This is a genomic window from Mycobacterium sp. NGS54 (assembly GCF_059812465.1).
Window position 1 is genome coordinate 21,012 of sequence record NZ_JCALCS010000009.1, and the last position, 14,531, is coordinate 35,542.

Here is a 14,531-nt window from a genome sequence, read left to right on the forward strand (position 1 = left end):
CGTCGCGGGCCAAAGTCGTTTCCCCCGAGGCCGTTTCGGGTAGCCGCTGACAAGCGGTGTAACGAAGCGGCATCCGAGGAGGCACCATGGCACGACGCGCCTGGGAGCGCTCGGGCGGCCTCGCCGTTGTCGCGGCCGCCGCCGTGGCGTTTGTGGCGTGCGTGATCAATTTCGCGCTCGGGCAGGCCGGCGCGGGCGTCGTCGCCGCGATCGTCGGCCTACTGGCCTTCGGCGCCGGCCTGGCGTGGCTTGCCATGGACCGCAGGCGAATCCGCGACGCCGAACGCGGATGGCACACCGATCGGCCGCCGCCGTGACTACTGCAGGGACGCCAGGTTGTTGACCGAATTGCGAATGTCGGAGCGCAGCACCCTGGCGACCAGCCCCCCGACCGGACCGCTGAGCACGCCGCCCTTGAGGTCCGCCGTGAGGTGAAACTCCGATCCGGGACGGTCCTCGGAGATGGTCACCCCGACCCCGATCCGGATGCCCCCACGGCCCCGGCCTTGCAGCTCAATCGCTTTCGGCGCGTCGTAGCAGGTGACTTCCCAGTGAATGATGTTGCGGAAGCCTTTGACCTTGATGCACGACGAAACGCGGGTGCCCTTCTCGATCGTCGCCGGGACGGGCCCGCGCCAGCCACCGAAAATCGTCAGCCACTCGTCGAAGCGGCGCAGGTCGGGCGCCAGCTTCCAGGCGGTTTCCGCCGGCACCTCCGACGCCATCGAAACATCTACTCGCGCCAACGGTTCTCACTCCTCGAAAAAGACGGTCACGGACGTTGCCTCCGCATACCCGTCGGTCCCGAAGGGATAAACCCGGCCCACGGCTGGGCGGGCTAGGGCCAGGCTTCCGCCAGCTGATGGGCCACATCGATGACTTGCGCGGCCTGCGACTGCGGCGAGTCGATCTCCTCGGCGACGTACGCCGCGACGAAACGGCGGATCTCGCCGTCGACGCCCGCCAGGATGCGCAGCACCTCGCCGCGGAAGGACTTCGACGACACGTTGACGGTGATGTCGGACGGGCGGGGCTTTGCGACGTCGACGATCAGCAGCAGGGGCTCCGCCGCCCGCGCCGTGGCGCGCAGCGCGATGTCCCCGGAGACCACGAACCGCTGCTTGTCCAGGCGCAGGTCCAGCAGCAGATCGATCGACAAGGGGATGTGGATGACGAACGTGATGTCGTCGCCCAGCCGGCGGGTCACCTTGGGATCGTGGATCTTGACGTTGGCGCTGACCTTGGCGATCCCGCCGGGGCCCTGGGCGATGGGCTCCATGGCGAACTCGTTGCCCGCGATGTCGGCGAACGCGGCGGCGACACGCTCGGGGGTGACTGCGACCTCGAAGAACCTGCGGCCGAACTCTTCGTAGGTGACATAATCGTGGTTTGGCATAGGCTTATACCGTCTCACGTCCCCTGCCGGAACGGTCGTTGATCTGCTCGCGTCGCAGCAATTTCGCGCCAGAGGCGGCCCCGGATCAGGCCGGGCGGACCCGATGGGTATCACGAGGATGTGACCCCGCACCCACCCCGTTGCGCTGTGAACATCACCACACGCATGGCGCCTGGATTCGGTGCGTCGGCCGCCGGCCTGGGAGGCTTGACGAACTTGGAGGTGTTTGGAACCGATGTGCGCCCAGGAAGGCACTGAGTCGCGCTCGTTCACGTCGCGGATCCAGGGTCCGCTGACCTGGCTCGGCGGCGGGCACCGGCGCGAGCCCGGTGAACGGCACGAGCGGGTGACCCAGGCCGACGAGGCGCTGGCCGGCGCGGTCGTGTTGCTCGGGGGCGCGCTGGCCTGGCTGGTCGCGGGCCTGGCGGTGCACGAGTCCACCCGCTGGCCCACGCCCGCCGTGGTGGCGCTGACGCTCCTCTTCGGCCTGCTGGTGGGCGCGGTGACCCGCGGCACCGCCGCCGGGCCCGGGCGCCGCTGGCCCGGCGTCGCCGCTCGCGCGGCCGTCGCGATCGCCGTCGGTGCCGTCGTCGGCGAGCTGGCCTCGCTCGCCATCTTCGCCAGTTCGATCGACCACCGCCTCGACGAACGCGCCCTGCGCAACGCCGACTCGGCGCCGGCCGTCGCGCAGGCGTCGGCGGCGCTGCAACGAACCAAGGACGCGCGGGGCGCGCTCGACGTCGCCGTCGCGCAGGCTCGCGAGCGCCAGGACCAGGCCCTGGTGGTGGCCCGCTGCGAGTACAACCCGTCGCCGCCCTGCCCGCAGACCCGGATCACCGGCGTTCCCGGTGCCGGGCCCGAAACCCGAACCGCAAACGAGCTTCTCGCCGACGCGCAGCGCCAACTGGACGACGCGTTGGCGGCCCGGGACCGCCAGGCGCCCGAACTGGATGCCCGAATCTCCCGCGAGGAGCAGGCCGTGGCCCGGGCGCGCCAAGAGGTGGCCGCGGACGCCGGCCGGGGGCTGGGCGCGCGCTGGGTCGCCATGAACGACCTCACACTCGCCGACGCGGGGGCGTTGGCGCTGCGGCTGGCGGCGATCGCGTTCTTCGCGCTGTTGTGCCTGCTGCCGCTGATCCTGCGGCTGTGGCGCGGCGAGACGACCCATGATCGCCACACGACCGCTCGGTCCGAGCGCGAGCGCGCCGAACTCGAGGCCGAAACCGCCATCGCGATCAAGCGGGCACAGGTCCGCCGCGAGGCCGAAATCATGTGGGCCGAGCACCAACTCACGCAGGCACGGCTCGCCATCGAGGCGCAGACCGAGATCGACCGCGAACAGCAGCGCCGGCGGGTGATGGACGCCCTCGAGGCGCCGGTGCGCGCGTCGTCGCGGCGCACGTTCGAGCCGGTGGCCGACGACATGTACCTGCCGATCGCGGCGGAAGCCGAGGCGGCCAGTCGAGCGATCGCCCCGCTGACCGCCGACCCGCAGGAGGTCGAGGTCCAGGTGACGCCCGAAAGCCCCGCGAACCTGCCCGCACCGATCGAGCCGGGCGGCGAGGTCGAACCGCACGATGAGCGGGCGACGCCCCTGATTCCGTCGCTTCCGGACGCCACCCGGGCCGCGGCCCGCTGGATTCGCCCGCTGGTTCCCCCGTTCGTCGCCCGGGTCATCGACAACACGACCCAGCCGCTGCGCACCGCGCGTCACGTCTTCGAAGAGGTCGAGGAGATCACGTTCGCGCTCAGGCGCACCCACAAGGTGACGCTCGACTCGGAAAGCGCCGACGCCGGTGGGCAGGCGCCGCAGCGGCCCGCGTCCGACGAAGCGCCGTCCGCCGCCGGCCGGATGCGGGTGGGCGGCCACGAGCGGCGCTCGGTGCGCGGGATCGCCGCCAACGACGCCGAGGGCCTGGCACTGGCGGGCCGCGAGCGCGACGCCGAGTTGCCGCGGCGGGACGGACCGAGCGAGCTGCGTGCACCGGAAGGCCCGCGGCAGCTACCGCCCGGCAAGTGATCGCGGCGCCATCGGATTTCATCCGGTGGCCAGTCGTCGTTAAAGTCCCGTTGGCCGCAACGGATGCACGGTTTTCCTCGCTTTGCGAGAATCTCGGAACTATGAGACCCGTACTGCTACTGGCCAGTGCCGCCCTGGTGATCGGTACCGCCGCCCCGGCCTACGCCGACCCTGACGCCAAGGATCAAAGCTTCCTCAACGCGCTCACCCAAGCGGGGTTGACGTACCTGAACGCCGACCGCGCAATCACGGCCGGCAAGCAGGTCTGCAAGTCGGCCGACGACGGCATGACGGGCGAGGAAATCGTCAAGAACCTGCAGGACAAAAACCCGGGCTTCCAGGGCCCCGGCGCCGCCAAGTTCGCGGCGATCGCGGCCTCGGCGTACTGCCCCGAGAAGCTGACCCAGACCGAGCAAGGCGAATCGCCGAAGCCCGCCGGGACCTAGGTTTCTGCCGGCGGGGCCGACGGCGTCCGAGCGGGTGCGCGGCCGCCGTGCCTGATCCGCGCGAAGGTATGATCCTCCGGATAGTGGCGGGGGGAAGGATCTCGTGGATCTCGAGGCGGCGGAGATGGCAGAGCAGGGTCTCGCGGTGAGAACCGCTAAGGCGATCGCGGCCCCGGCGTGAAGATCAGCCTGTTCCTCGCGGACGCGGCGCAGGCCGACGTCGCATCCGGAAAGGTCCATGCCCTCGGCCTGGGCTGGCGGCAGTGCCAAACACCCACTCCCCCTTTCGCTTTGGTGCTTTTCCTGGACATCGACTGGGACGAGACCAACAAGCCGCACAAGCTGACGTGTCAATTGCTGACCACCGACGGCGAGCCGGTGGTGGTGATGGGCACGCAAGGGCCACAACGGATCTCTTTCGAGGCGTCGGCGGAGGCCGGTCGTCCCCCCGGTGCGATCCACGGCACCTCGGTTCGCATGCCGCTCACGCTCAACATCCCGGCGGGTATCCCGCTGGAGCCGGGGCTTTACGAGTGGCGGGTGGAGGTGCAGGGCTTCGAGCAGGCGACCACGGTTGAGGCGTTCGTTGTCATCGGCGCGCCGAATCCGGCGAAACCGCCGTCGCAGCCGGGAGCTTAAGCGACGGCCAACTCGAGGCGTTCGAGGCGGCGCACCAGGATGCTCGGCAACCACCGGCCGACGTCGTCCGACTTGATCACCGAGGTCCGGTCCAGCAGCAGGCGCAAGGCGATCTGTGCCTCTAGCCGCGCCAGCGCCGCTCCCACGCAGAAGTGCGCTCCCTTTCCGAAACTGATGTGCCCCTTGGCGTCTACGCGATCGAGGCGGAATTCGCCGGGCATGTCGAAGCGGGCCGGGTCCCGGTTGGCCGCCCCCCATAAGAGCAGCAGATGCGAGTCGGCGGGCAGATCTGCGCCGGCGAGCGAGGTGTGGTCGCGCACGTGCCGGTAGTGGGCCCGGAACGGTGGTTCGTAGCGCAGGGTTTCTTCGATGAATGCCGTTAGCAATTCCGGGCTTTCGCGCACCTGCCGCTGGATGTCGGGTCGGTGAGCCAGCATCCACGCGGCGCTGCCCAGCAGCGAGGCCGTGGACTCGCCGCCGGCGGCGAACAGCGTCACCATCATCACCTGGGCGCTGATGGTGTCCAGTTCGCCCGCGGCGCAGGCGCTGGCCAGTACGCCCAACAGGTTGTCCTGCGGGTCGGCCAAAGCCTCGTGGAAGCGCTCCGTGATGTAGCCGCTGAGTTCCAGGACCGCGGTGCCCGCGGCAGCGAGCTGATCCTCATCGACCAAACCCTCGAGCAGCTGCGTGGCCGCATATCCCCATTTCACCAACCGGCTGACGTCGGTGTCTGGGACACCGATCAACTCGGCCACCACCATCATCGGCAGGCGGTTGGCCACGGCGCCCATCCATTCGATGCGCCCGTCGCGAAGGCCGTCGCGCCACAGCCGGTCCGCGGTCTCGGCCGCGAATTGCTCCATGGCGCGGATGCGCCGGGCGGCCAGGTGGCGCACCAGCAGCTTGCGGTGCACCGCGTGGGCGGGGTCGTCGGCGGTGGCCAGCACGTGGGTCGGCCCGCCGAGCGGGTCCATCTCGAACGGCTTGACGGCACCGTCGGCGGTGTAGGTCATGGTCGCGGTCAGGTTGGACGAGAAGTCCTCGGGCCGGCCGATCGCCTCGTTGACCGCGTCCCAGCCGCACACCGCGTAAAACGCGGAGTCGGCGATGCGGTGGACCGGGCCGGCGGCGCGCATGCGCTCGTAAATCGGGTACGGGTCTTGCAACGCATGCGCACCGAAGAACGTACTGGCGTCGGTAGCGACCGTCATGCATCCAGCGTGCTGGGCCGACTATCGCCCGTCAACGACGCCGCAACAAGTTGAATCCCTGGTCACCGGGCGCCGCCGGCCGGTCGTCTCACCGCCGCGGCCCGACCTGCGGGTATCACGACCCATGCGGCTGTCTTCGTCTCAATGTGAGGGACATGCCTCGGTTGAACTCGGCACCCCAGTGTGCGGACGGCGGTCGACGCGCGGGCTCCGAGCCGGGCAGGCAGGTGCTCACGTCGATGTCGCCGATCCGTCGGCGTTCGGCACCTGGGCAGCGTATTCCGCTGTGCCAGTGCAGTTTTCCATTTCGCCGCTTCATCTTGTCGCCACCCCGGTCGCGGTCCACGCCCGCGGCGGCTCCATCAGGCTCAGGCTTGGCCGCCCGGTCCCCCCGCGCCGCCAGTGCCGCCGATGAGCGCGCCGGTCCCGGTGGGGCCGGTCCCGGGCTGACCGGCGCCGCCCCCGGCGATGATCCCGATACTGCCGACCGGACCACTGTTACCTCCGGTGCCGCCCATGCCGCCGTCGCCGCCGGACGCTGCCGGGTTGGTGCCGAAGCCGGGCACGCCGGCGCCGCCGGTGCCGCCGGTGCCGCCATCACCGCCATCGCCGCCAAGGCCGACGGCGCTGGAGCCGCCGGCGCCGCCGGTCCCGCCATGGCCGCCATCGGCGGCGCTGGTGGCGAGAAAGGCCGGGCCACCGCCGGTTCCGCCGATTCCGCCGGTGCCGCCGTCGCCGCCGCCGTGGAGGCCGTATCCGCCTTCGCCGCCCGTGCCGCCTGTGCCGCCCACGTGTCCGGCACCGCCGTCGCCGCCCATCCCACCGGTGCCGCCGGTGCCGCCGTTGTATCCACCGCCACCTTGGCCACCAGAGCCGCCGTCGCCGGCGCTTACGCCGAAGCCGACGGCGCCGGTGCCGCCGGTGCCCCCATGTCCGCCGGTGCCGCCATCGCCTACGAGGCCGGTCGCGCCCGTGTTGCCAGTGGTGGACCCGGTGCCGCCGGCCCCGCCGGACCCGCCGGCCCCCCCGAGGCCGCCGAGGCCGCCGTCGCCGCCGCTGCTGCCGAAGGCGTGACCCGCGTTGGCCGCTGCGCCCGTGCCGCCGGCGCCCCCGATCCCGCCGGTGCCGCCCTGTCCGCCGGCCCCGCCGGCACCCCCCGCGCCCCGGGTGCCTGCGGGCGCTTGGCCACCCGTTCCACCGGCCCCGCCGTGGCCGCCGGCCCCGCCCGTATAGCCTTGGGTACCGGTCCCGCCAACGCCATCGCCGCCGCCAGACCACGTGCCCTGGGGGCCGTTGGGGCCGTTCGCACCGGTGCCACCGGTTCCACCGGTCCCGCCGATGCCGCCGGTCCCGCCGTTGCCGCTGGACGACCCGCCCGTGCCACCGTTGCCGCCGGCACCGCCGGTCCCGCCGGTCCCGCCCGGTGTGGTCGCGGCCGCGCCGTTGCCCCCGTGCCCGCCGGTCCCGCCGTTGCCAAATGTCCCGCCGCTCCCGCCGTCGCCGCCGTCGCCGCCGGTCCCGCCCGGTGTGGTCGCGGTGGCGCCGTTACCGCCGTTGCCGCCGTTGCCGCCGCTGTTGGTCACTTTGCCGTGTGCGCCGGCGAAGCCGGTGGTGGAACCGGCGCCGCCGCGCCCACCCGACCCGCCGTAACCGCTGTCACCGCCGTGTCCGCCATCGCCGCCAGCACCCGTGCCGCCGTTTGCGAAGCTGCCGGTGGCGCCCTTGCCGCCGCTGCCGGCGACTCCGGCCGCGCCGCCGTCCCCGCCGTTGCCACCCCCGCCTTGGTCACCGCCGGGGCCGCCGGCCGATCCACCGTTACCGCCGCCACCCCCGTTTCCGCCGTTTCCGCCGGTTCCGCTGCCGTTGCCGGTCCCGTTGTTGGTTCCCAGCACGCCGGCTGCGCCATCAGCGCCATGACCGCCTGCGGCGCCGTCACCGCCGGCACCGCCCTGACCGCCGTCGCCACCCCCGCCCTTCGTGCCGTCGTGGTATCCGGCCGCGTGCGCGCTGCCCCCGGCTCCCCCGGCACCGCCGGTGCCGCCGTCACCACCGGTGCCGCCGCCGCCGCCGGTGCCGCCGTTCACGTCGCCGCCCGCGGTGCCTGCGGCGCCGGCTACGCCGTCCAGGCCGTTCCCGCCGGTACCCCCGGCGCCGCCGGCACCGCCGTCACCACCGTTGCCGGCCGAAGCGCCGCCGTCACCCCCGGCCCCGCCGACACCGCCCCTGCCGCCGACGGTGCCGTTGCCGCCGATGGAACCTGGCGTCGTAGACCCCGGAGTGCTTTGACCGGCTCCGCCCGTGCCGCCGGTGCCGCCGTTCCCGCCGTTGCCGTAGCGCCCGCCGTCGCCGCCGTTGCCGCCGGCGCCGCCGGCGTGGATGGTGCCGACCACGTCGGCGCCGCGGCCGCCGTCGCCGCCGTTGCCGCCGCTGGTCGGGCCGGCCCCCGCGGTGCCGTCCTGACCGACGACGGAGCCGCCACCGCCCTGTCCGCCGGCACCGCCGCCGCCGTTGTTGCCGCCGTGGCCGCCATCGCCGCCGTTGCCGTAGGGGTTGTTGAAGTTCACAGCGCCCTTGCCGCCGGCGCCGCCGTTGCCGGCGAGCCCACCTGCACCGCCATCACCACCGGCACCGCCCGTCCCCTGGACGCCGTCAGAGTATCCGCTCACTTGCGCCTTGCCGCCCAGCCCGCCGTCACCGCCGTGCCCTCCGGTACCGCCATTGCCGCCGTTGCCGCCGGCCTGGCCGTCGATGCTGCTGCCGGGGACGCCCCCGTCGGCGCCGGCGTGGCCGGCGTGGCCGTCACCGCCGTTGCCGCCGTTACCGGCGCCGCCGCCGTTACCACCGGCTCCGCCGTTACCGGCCATTGCTCCACCCAGGCCACCCTGCCCGCCGGTACCGCCATCGCCGCCACTACCGCCGTTGCCGCCGGCTTGGCCCGAAGCGTCGGCCTGCGCGATGTCGGCTCCGGCCAGGCCGGTACCGCCGTCCCCGCCTTTTCCGCCGTTTCCGTAGAGTCCGCCGGCGCCACCGTTGCCGCCCGTCGCGCCGTTGCCGCCGACCGTGCCGGCGTCGGCGCCGCGGCCGCCGTCGCCGCCGTTACCGCCGCTGGTCGGGCCGGCCCCCGCGGTGCCGTGCTGACCGATGATGGAGCCGCCGCCGCCCTGTCCGCCCGCACCGCCGGCACCCGGGTCACCGCCCTGGCCGCCATTGCCGCCGACACCATCGCTACCGGTGAAGCTGCCGGCGGCGCCGGTGCCGCCGTTACCGCCGACGCCTCCGACCCCACCGTCGCCGCCGGCCCCGCCGGCCCCCTGGCGACTCAAAGCGCTGATCAGGCCGCCCTGTCCGCCGGCCCCGCCGTTCCCGCCGTCGCCGCCTATACCACCGTTGCCGCCCGTGCCGCCGTCGTGGCCGGCACCGCCGAGCACCGTCCCGGAATCACCCGCACCACCGTCGCCGGCGGTCCCGCCGGCACCGCCCTGACCGCCGGTCCCGCCCGAACCGACCAACCAGCCACCCCGGCCTCCGGCGCCTCCGGCGCCGCCATCACCACCGGCATCGCCGACATCACCAGCGCCGGCGGTCGCGCCACTACCGCCATGCCCTCCGACACCGCCGTGCCCGCCGACACCCCACAGCCCGGCAGCGCCACCGGTACCGCCGTTCCCGCCGCCGCCGGCTGTGGGCCCCGCCCCACCGGCCCCACCGGCCCCGCCATTGCCATACACCCTCCCACCATGGCCGCCCGCACCGCCGGTCGCACTGTGTTGGGCCCCGACACCGCCGACACCGCCCGCACCGCCCGTACCGACGAGGCCCGCAGCACCACCCGCCCCGCCGATACCCCCGGTGGTCACGCCCTGGCCGCCGGCCCCCCCGGTGCCCCCGTTGCCGTACAGCAGCCCGCCGTGTCCCCCGGTTCCGCCGGCCGCGCCATTGCCGGACGCCACCTCAGCCCCTCCGGCCCCGCCGACTCCGCCATTGCCGAACAACCCCGCGGCCCCACCGTTACCCCCGGCCTGACCGAGGCCACCGGAACCGCCGTTGCCGCCGTTACCCCATAACAACCCGCCGGCCCCGCCGGCCTGACCGGTCCCTGCGGCGCCGTTGGCGCCATTGCCGATGAGCGGCCGCCCCAGCGACATCTCGGTGGGCGCGTTGATCACGTTCAGGGCGCTTTGCTCGGCAACCCGCAACTGCGCTGCGCTGGCGTCCTCGATGCCGGCATACGACTCCGCGCCGGTCGTCAATGCCTGCACAAAATGCTCATGGAACGCGGCCGCCTGGGCACTGATCCCCTGATACTGCTGCGCATGCGCGCGGAACAGGGCTGTAATCGCCGCCGAGACCTCATCGGCGCCCGCGGCTTCGACCACCGTGGTCGGACCGACCGCCATGGCATGGGCGGTACTGAGCGACGATCCGATGTGCGCCAAATCCGAAGCCGCCGTCACCACCAGGTCCGGCGCAACACTCACCAACGACATTTCCGACCCTCCAGCACCCGTCCGAGAACAAGCCAGTTTCACCTAGCTTGACAGCGCAAACATGCAGCTCAATGCCCCTGCAGCAAGTTGAGACGAGCTACCGCGGCAAGCCGACACGCCTTATCTCAGCGGGGCGAATTGACCAGCCACGACAGTCATACACGTGTCAAACTGTGTCTCACGGCCGGAAAAAAATGTCTTGCGCCCACGGGCAGACAGGACGGACAGATGAACAATGACCGCTGACGATTGGCTCCTCGGAGGTGATCGCCGCCTCGCCGCCACCGAACGCATCTACGAAGTCGCCACCGACCTCATCGCCCACGACGGAATCAACGGGCTGGAGATCGACAAGCTCGCTGCCCGCGTCCACTGCTCACGGGCCACCGTCTACCGCTACGCGGGCGGCAAAACCCAGATCCGTAACGCCGTTCTCACCAGGGCCGCGGCCCGGATCGCCGACGGCGTGCGGTCGGCGGTCGCCGATCTCAGCGGTCCGGAGCGACTCGTCGCCTCCATCGTGTTGGCCCTTCAGCGCATCCGGGCCGATCCACTGGGTCAACTCATGATCGGATCAGTCCGCGGCGGCGCCGGCGAAATAGCCTGGCTCACCGAGTCGCCGCTGCTGGGCGAATTTGCTGCCGACCTCGCCGGGCTGGCCGGCGGTGATGCGCAGGCGGCGAAATGGGTGGTTCGCGTGGTGTTATCACTGATGTACTGGCCGGCCGACGACGATGACGCTGAACGCCGACTGGTGGAAAGGTTCGTCGCGCCGGCATTTTCCCGGGAGCGTCAACCCGGCGGTGTCGCGTGATGTCGCCGGTCGCCGACAGATGGGTACCACCAACAGTGGGATGTGCCCGAACCCGGCTACCCAGATCCGGGCGTCCCAGCGGCAACAGCGCCTGGATCACTCGTCGCCGAAGGCCGCGTAGAGTTCCGGCAGGAAGCCCGCGAGGTGGTTCATCTCCTGGGCGCAGTGCACCAGCAGATTGCGGCCGCTGGCCACCGGGTCGCCCAGTATCCGCGCCGCGATGGGGCGCACCGCCTTGGACGCGACGCCGGGCGCCTTGCGCACGGCGATGTGCGGCCCGCCCATCCAGAACCGGGACCGCATCTCGGCGCCCGTCGGCGTCGACCTGACGTGGTGGATGAACCATCCGACATCCACCGGCGCGTCGCTGGAGCCCAGCCGGGCGCAAATCGCCACGGCGTCGTCGCCGTCGGGTGGACAGCCCATCTCGGTCGGCTCGACGAATTGGATTGCGCCGTTGAGCATCGTGGAGCCGATGTACTCGCTGATGATCGACCAGCGGCCGATGTAGCGCCGGGCGCCCTGACGACCGGCGTCGTCACCGTCCTTCCAGGCGGCCGAAAGATGCGCGCGCGGATGCCACAGTTTGTAGCGGCGGGTGTCGCAGCCGTGCCAGCCGAACCACCACGACCACATCGCCGGGGTGACTCCGGGCATGTCGGTGCGCACCGATACCTGATAGCTGCCGTCTTCGAGAACGCCGTAGCCGTTCTCGGTCTGCTGGTACCCCTCCTCGGCGACGGTGGTGGCGTCGTCGAACGCCAGCAACGCCATCCCGCCCTGCGGGCCGTGCTGCAGCGCCTCCACGACATGCGTTGGCAACGGAGCCATTTCGGGCTTGAAGAACTTGCCGAACGGGGTGTTCGTGTCGTCATCGCGGTAGCCAAGATACTTCTCGCCGGCCATCAGAGTCGTCCCATCCAACTGTTGAACAGGCCGTCGGGGTCATAGGTGGCGCGGGCCTTGTCGAGGCGCGCCATGGCATCGTCGGTGGCGAACTTCGCCGGCCGGTTGCCGAGATTCTCGTCGGCGAGCTGGATTCCGGTGGCCAGGTGCGACATCGCGGCCATGTTGGATCCGGCCCAGTTGCCGTACTTCTCGTCGTCGGCGGCGTCCTTCCACGAGCCGTAGAGCGCCAGGTAGATCTCGTCCTCCACGCTGTAGGCCATGTCCTGGCGCGGCGGGGACGGTCCCCAGTTCAGCCACAGGAAGTGCGACGGGGCGGGCGGCATGGTTTGCAGGATCGTCCGGATGCCCGGCAGCAGCTCCTCGGCGGACGCCGAGGTCCACATGTTGTCGGCCGTGTAGCGGTGGTCGTTCAGGTAGTGGGTCATCACCGCGGTGTACCAGGTGGGCAGGTCGCTCGGCATGTACGGGACCGCGACCAGCGCCTTGTCCACGACGGGGCAGCTGCCGAAGATGGCGAGGGCCCGTTGCGCTTCCTCCTCCGAGTCGGCGAACGCCGGGGAGGCGAACGCGATCGCGGGGCTGTCGATGCCCATCTCCGGGAGGCTGCGGGTGGCGATGGCCTGCATCTCCACCCGCCGGTCCACCTCGGCGCTGATGCTGCGGGCCCAGCTGTAGACCTCGTCGGCGACGTCCCATGGATAGACGTAGACGCTGGTGCCGCAGACGGCGGGGCGCGGATACAGCTTCAGGTAGAACGACGTGACGACACCGAAAAAACCGGGGCCGGCCCCGCGGGCGGCCCAGTAAAGATCGGCGTGATGGTCTGCGTCGCAATGGATCTGCTCGCCATCGGCGGTGATGACGTCCAGGCCGACGACGCTCTCGCACGCCGGGCCGTAGATGCGGCTGTTCCAGCCGTACCCACCCTGCAGCAGGTAACCGCCGACGCAGACGCCCTTGCAATGGCCGCCGGGAAAGAACAGTCCGTGCTCCTCCAGGTCGGCCATGAGCAGGCTGCCGCCCTTGCCCGGACCGACGACCGCGAGGCCCTTTGCGGCGTCGACCGTGACGTGATCCAGGCGGCTGACGTCGAGCAGCACGGCTCCGTCGCGCAGATGGCTGGCGGCGAAGCTGTGCCCGCCCGAGACGATGCTGACCTTGTGCCCGTTGGCCTTGGCATAGCGGATGCCGGCGACGATCTCCCCGGCGTCGACCGCCTGGACGATCACCTCGGGGTAGCGGTCGGGCACCCGTTGGTGCCACACCGTGCCGCGCCGGGCGGCCTCATACCCGTCGTCGCCCCGGAAATAGTGCCGCCCGGCTGGTAGCCCGCCCATCTGGGAACTCCTTTGATCCGCATTGTGGGTCATTGTGGTCCGCTATGCGGAACACTATAGTGGACGAATGCCGATAACGGGCGTCTAAGGGGGAAAATTTTGCCGACCGGTCGCGACGAAGGCATCCAGGTCCTGCGCCGGGCCGCCGCCGCGCTGGACGAGATCGCCGCCGAGCCCGGGCGGCTGCGCCTGGTCGACCTCGGCGAGCGGCTTGGGCTGGCCAAGTCGACGGCTCGCCGCTTGCTGGTCGGCCTGGTGGAGGTGGGGCTGGCCAACGTCGACGCGCAGGGGCGCTTTTCGCTCGGCGAGCGCCTGCTGGGTTTAGGCGGTGCCGACGGGGAACAGATCGCGACGATCTTCCGCCCGACGATCGAACGGGTGGCGCGTTCAACCGACGGCGAAACCGTCGACCTATCCATACTGCGGGGCCAGCGGATGTGGTTCGTCGACCAGATCGAATCGCCGCACCGGCTGCGCGCGGTCTCGGCCGTCGGCGTCCGGTTCCCGCTGGAATCGACCGCCAACGGGAAGGCGGCGCTGGCGGCGCTGGACGAGGCCGACGCCGAGGCCGTCATCGCTCGCTTACGACCCGTGGCGGCCGAGGCGCTGCGCGACGAGATCGCCGAGATCAAGAGCAGCGGAATCGCTTTCGACCGCGACGAGCACACCCAGGGCATCTCTGCGGCCGCCATCGCGCGGCGCACCGCCGGCGACAACGTGGTCGCGATCTCGGTGCCGGCCCCCACCGAACGTTTTCGCGAAAAGGAGCAGCGCATCCTCGCGGCGTTGCGCGCGGCGGCCGACTCGTCGGCCTGGACGCGCTGACGACTACGGGAACGGCGGTTGGCGACGGCCGTGGTACCCCCCAGGACCCCGGCCGGCGCCAAGTCCTAACCCCCGCTCAGCAGCGCGCCGCCGCCGGCGCGGTGAACAGCGCTCCCCATTCGCGACGAGCCGCGGACTGCGCGTCGGTGAAGCTCGGCGTCTTCTCGCCGTCGCCCGCCAGGTGGACGAGCGCCCACGCCATGGCGAATACCGGAACCTTGTGACGCAATGCGGCAGTGTGCAGTTCGTCCAGAGCCACTTGCGAAGGGCATCGGCGAAGTCCGATCAAGATGCCCCGCGCGGTGTCGAGAATGCCGCCGGAGTTCGGGCCGTACGCCGTCATGCTGTCGTTACCTCCTGTTGCGCCCGAACGGAATCCGCCACGCGTATGGCGGCAAAGAACCCGTGCGGTACGCATCGTCGCGCCTTGTCCCCTAAAAGGCGCCC

General features: G+C 71.6%; 13 protein-coding genes. 6 read left to right on the forward strand and 7 right to left on the reverse strand.

Annotated features, from left to right (window positions below; all coding sequences use genetic code 11):
• Window positions 1-86: 86 nt before the first annotated feature.
• Window positions 87-317 carry a LapA family protein gene (locus AC5Y5E_RS26790; protein WP_499906454.1) on the forward strand — a complete coding sequence of 77 codons (231 nt, stop codon included), beginning with the start codon at window positions 87-89 and terminating at the stop codon, window positions 315-317.
• Here the strand turns inward: AC5Y5E_RS26790 and AC5Y5E_RS26795 are convergent, their stop codons facing one another.
• Together AC5Y5E_RS26795 and AC5Y5E_RS26800 are read right to left on the reverse strand one after the other, a co-directional pair.
• A complete protein-coding gene (locus tag AC5Y5E_RS26795; protein ID WP_499906455.1) occupies window positions 318-746 on the reverse strand; it encodes a type II toxin-antitoxin system Rv0910 family toxin in 429 nt (142 codons plus the stop codon).
• 92 nt (window positions 747-838) lie between these two features.
• The gene (locus AC5Y5E_RS26800) at window positions 839-1,396 is read right to left on the reverse strand and encodes a hypothetical protein (protein ID WP_499906457.1); all 558 of its coding nucleotides are present in this window, start codon (window positions 1,394-1,396) and stop codon (window positions 839-841) included.
• 235 nt (window positions 1,397-1,631) lie between these two features.
• Between AC5Y5E_RS26800 and AC5Y5E_RS26805 the strand changes: the two genes are divergently transcribed.
• The 3 genes from AC5Y5E_RS26805 to AC5Y5E_RS26815 all read left to right on the forward strand — a co-directional run bounded on the left by AC5Y5E_RS26805 (window position 1,632) and on the right by AC5Y5E_RS26815 (window position 4,501).
• Window positions 1,632-3,416 (forward strand): DUF4407 domain-containing protein, encoded by a 1,785-nt coding sequence (locus AC5Y5E_RS26805; protein ID WP_499906459.1) that lies wholly within the window; start codon window positions 1,632-1,634, stop codon window positions 3,414-3,416.
• A gap of 101 nt (window positions 3,417-3,517) precedes the next feature.
• A complete protein-coding gene (locus tag AC5Y5E_RS26810) occupies window positions 3,518-3,862 on the forward strand; it encodes a DUF732 domain-containing protein (protein WP_499906461.1) in 345 nt (114 codons plus the stop codon).
• Window positions 3,863-4,039: 177 nt separating this feature from the next.
• On the forward strand, window positions 4,040-4,501 hold the full coding sequence (locus tag AC5Y5E_RS26815) for a DUF6941 family protein (protein ID WP_499906463.1): 462 nt from the start codon (window positions 4,040-4,042) through the stop codon (window positions 4,499-4,501).
• Here AC5Y5E_RS26815 and AC5Y5E_RS26820 read toward each other — a convergent pair.
• Window positions 4,498-5,712, reverse strand: coding sequence for a cytochrome P450 (locus AC5Y5E_RS26820; RefSeq protein WP_499906465.1), 1,215 nt, complete (start codon window positions 5,710-5,712; stop codon window positions 4,498-4,500). The two genes, AC5Y5E_RS26815 and AC5Y5E_RS26820, sit on opposite strands and share 4 nt — an antisense overlap.
• Window positions 5,713-6,080: 368 nt before the next feature.
• Entirely contained in the window at window positions 6,081-10,199 is a 4,119-nt protein-coding gene (locus AC5Y5E_RS26825) for a PE family protein (protein WP_499906467.1), read from the reverse strand.
• 235 nt (window positions 10,200-10,434) lie between these two features.
• Between AC5Y5E_RS26825 and AC5Y5E_RS26830 the strand changes: the two genes are divergently transcribed.
• Window positions 10,435-11,013 (forward strand): TetR/AcrR family transcriptional regulator, encoded by a 579-nt coding sequence (locus AC5Y5E_RS26830; RefSeq protein ID WP_499906468.1) that lies wholly within the window; start codon window positions 10,435-10,437, stop codon window positions 11,011-11,013.
• Window positions 11,014-11,109: 96 nt separating this feature from the next.
• On the opposite strand, the gene AC5Y5E_RS26835 is transcribed toward AC5Y5E_RS26830, so the two are convergent.
• A complete protein-coding gene (locus tag AC5Y5E_RS26835; protein ID WP_499906470.1) occupies window positions 11,110-11,919 on the reverse strand; it encodes a DAPG hydrolase family protein in 810 nt (269 codons plus the stop codon).
• Window positions 11,919-13,259, reverse strand: a complete 1,341-nt coding sequence (locus tag AC5Y5E_RS26840) for an FAD-binding oxidoreductase (protein ID WP_499906472.1) — start codon at window positions 13,257-13,259, stop codon at window positions 11,919-11,921. Before AC5Y5E_RS26840 ends, AC5Y5E_RS26835 begins: the two co-directional genes overlap by 1 nt.
• A 96-nt stretch (window positions 13,260-13,355) precedes the next feature.
• On the opposite strand from AC5Y5E_RS26840, the gene AC5Y5E_RS26845 reads away from it, so the two are divergent.
• Complete coding sequence (locus AC5Y5E_RS26845) at window positions 13,356-14,084, forward strand: IclR family transcriptional regulator (protein WP_499906861.1); 729 nt, start codon at window positions 13,356-13,358, stop codon at window positions 14,082-14,084.
• 76 nt (window positions 14,085-14,160) lie between these two features.
• On the opposite strand, the gene AC5Y5E_RS26850 is transcribed toward AC5Y5E_RS26845, so the two are convergent.
• Complete coding sequence (locus AC5Y5E_RS26850) at window positions 14,161-14,427, reverse strand: ANTAR domain-containing protein (RefSeq protein ID WP_499906474.1); 267 nt, start codon at window positions 14,425-14,427, stop codon at window positions 14,161-14,163.
• Between the last annotated feature and the right edge of the window lie 104 nt (window positions 14,428-14,531).

Coding starts and splice junctions, on each gene's coding strand:
- AC5Y5E_RS26790 (WP_499906454.1), top strand. CDS start 87: ATGGCACGACGCGCCTGGGAGCGCTCGGGCGGCCTCGCCGTTGTCGCG.
- AC5Y5E_RS26800 (WP_499906457.1), bottom strand. CDS start 1,396: ATGCCAAACCACGATTATGTCACCTACGAAGAGTTCGGCCGCAGGTTC.
- AC5Y5E_RS26805 (WP_499906459.1), top strand. CDS start 1,632: ATGTGCGCCCAGGAAGGCACTGAGTCGCGCTCGTTCACGTCGCGGATC.
- AC5Y5E_RS26810 (WP_499906461.1), top strand. CDS start 3,518: ATGAGACCCGTACTGCTACTGGCCAGTGCCGCCCTGGTGATCGGTACC.
- AC5Y5E_RS26820 (WP_499906465.1), bottom strand. CDS start 5,712: ATGACGGTCGCTACCGACGCCAGTACGTTCTTCGGTGCGCATGCGTTG.
- AC5Y5E_RS26825 (WP_499906467.1), bottom strand. CDS start 10,199: ATGTCGTTGGTGAGTGTTGCGCCGGACCTGGTGGTGACGGCGGCTTCG.
- AC5Y5E_RS26830 (WP_499906468.1), top strand. CDS start 10,435: ATGACCGCTGACGATTGGCTCCTCGGAGGTGATCGCCGCCTCGCCGCC.
- AC5Y5E_RS26835 (WP_499906470.1), bottom strand. CDS start 11,919: ATGGCCGGCGAGAAGTATCTTGGCTACCGCGATGACGACACGAACACC.
- AC5Y5E_RS26840 (WP_499906472.1), bottom strand. CDS start 13,259: ATGGGCGGGCTACCAGCCGGGCGGCACTATTTCCGGGGCGACGACGGG.
- AC5Y5E_RS26850 (WP_499906474.1), bottom strand. CDS start 14,427: ATGACGGCGTACGGCCCGAACTCCGGCGGCATTCTCGACACCGCGCGG.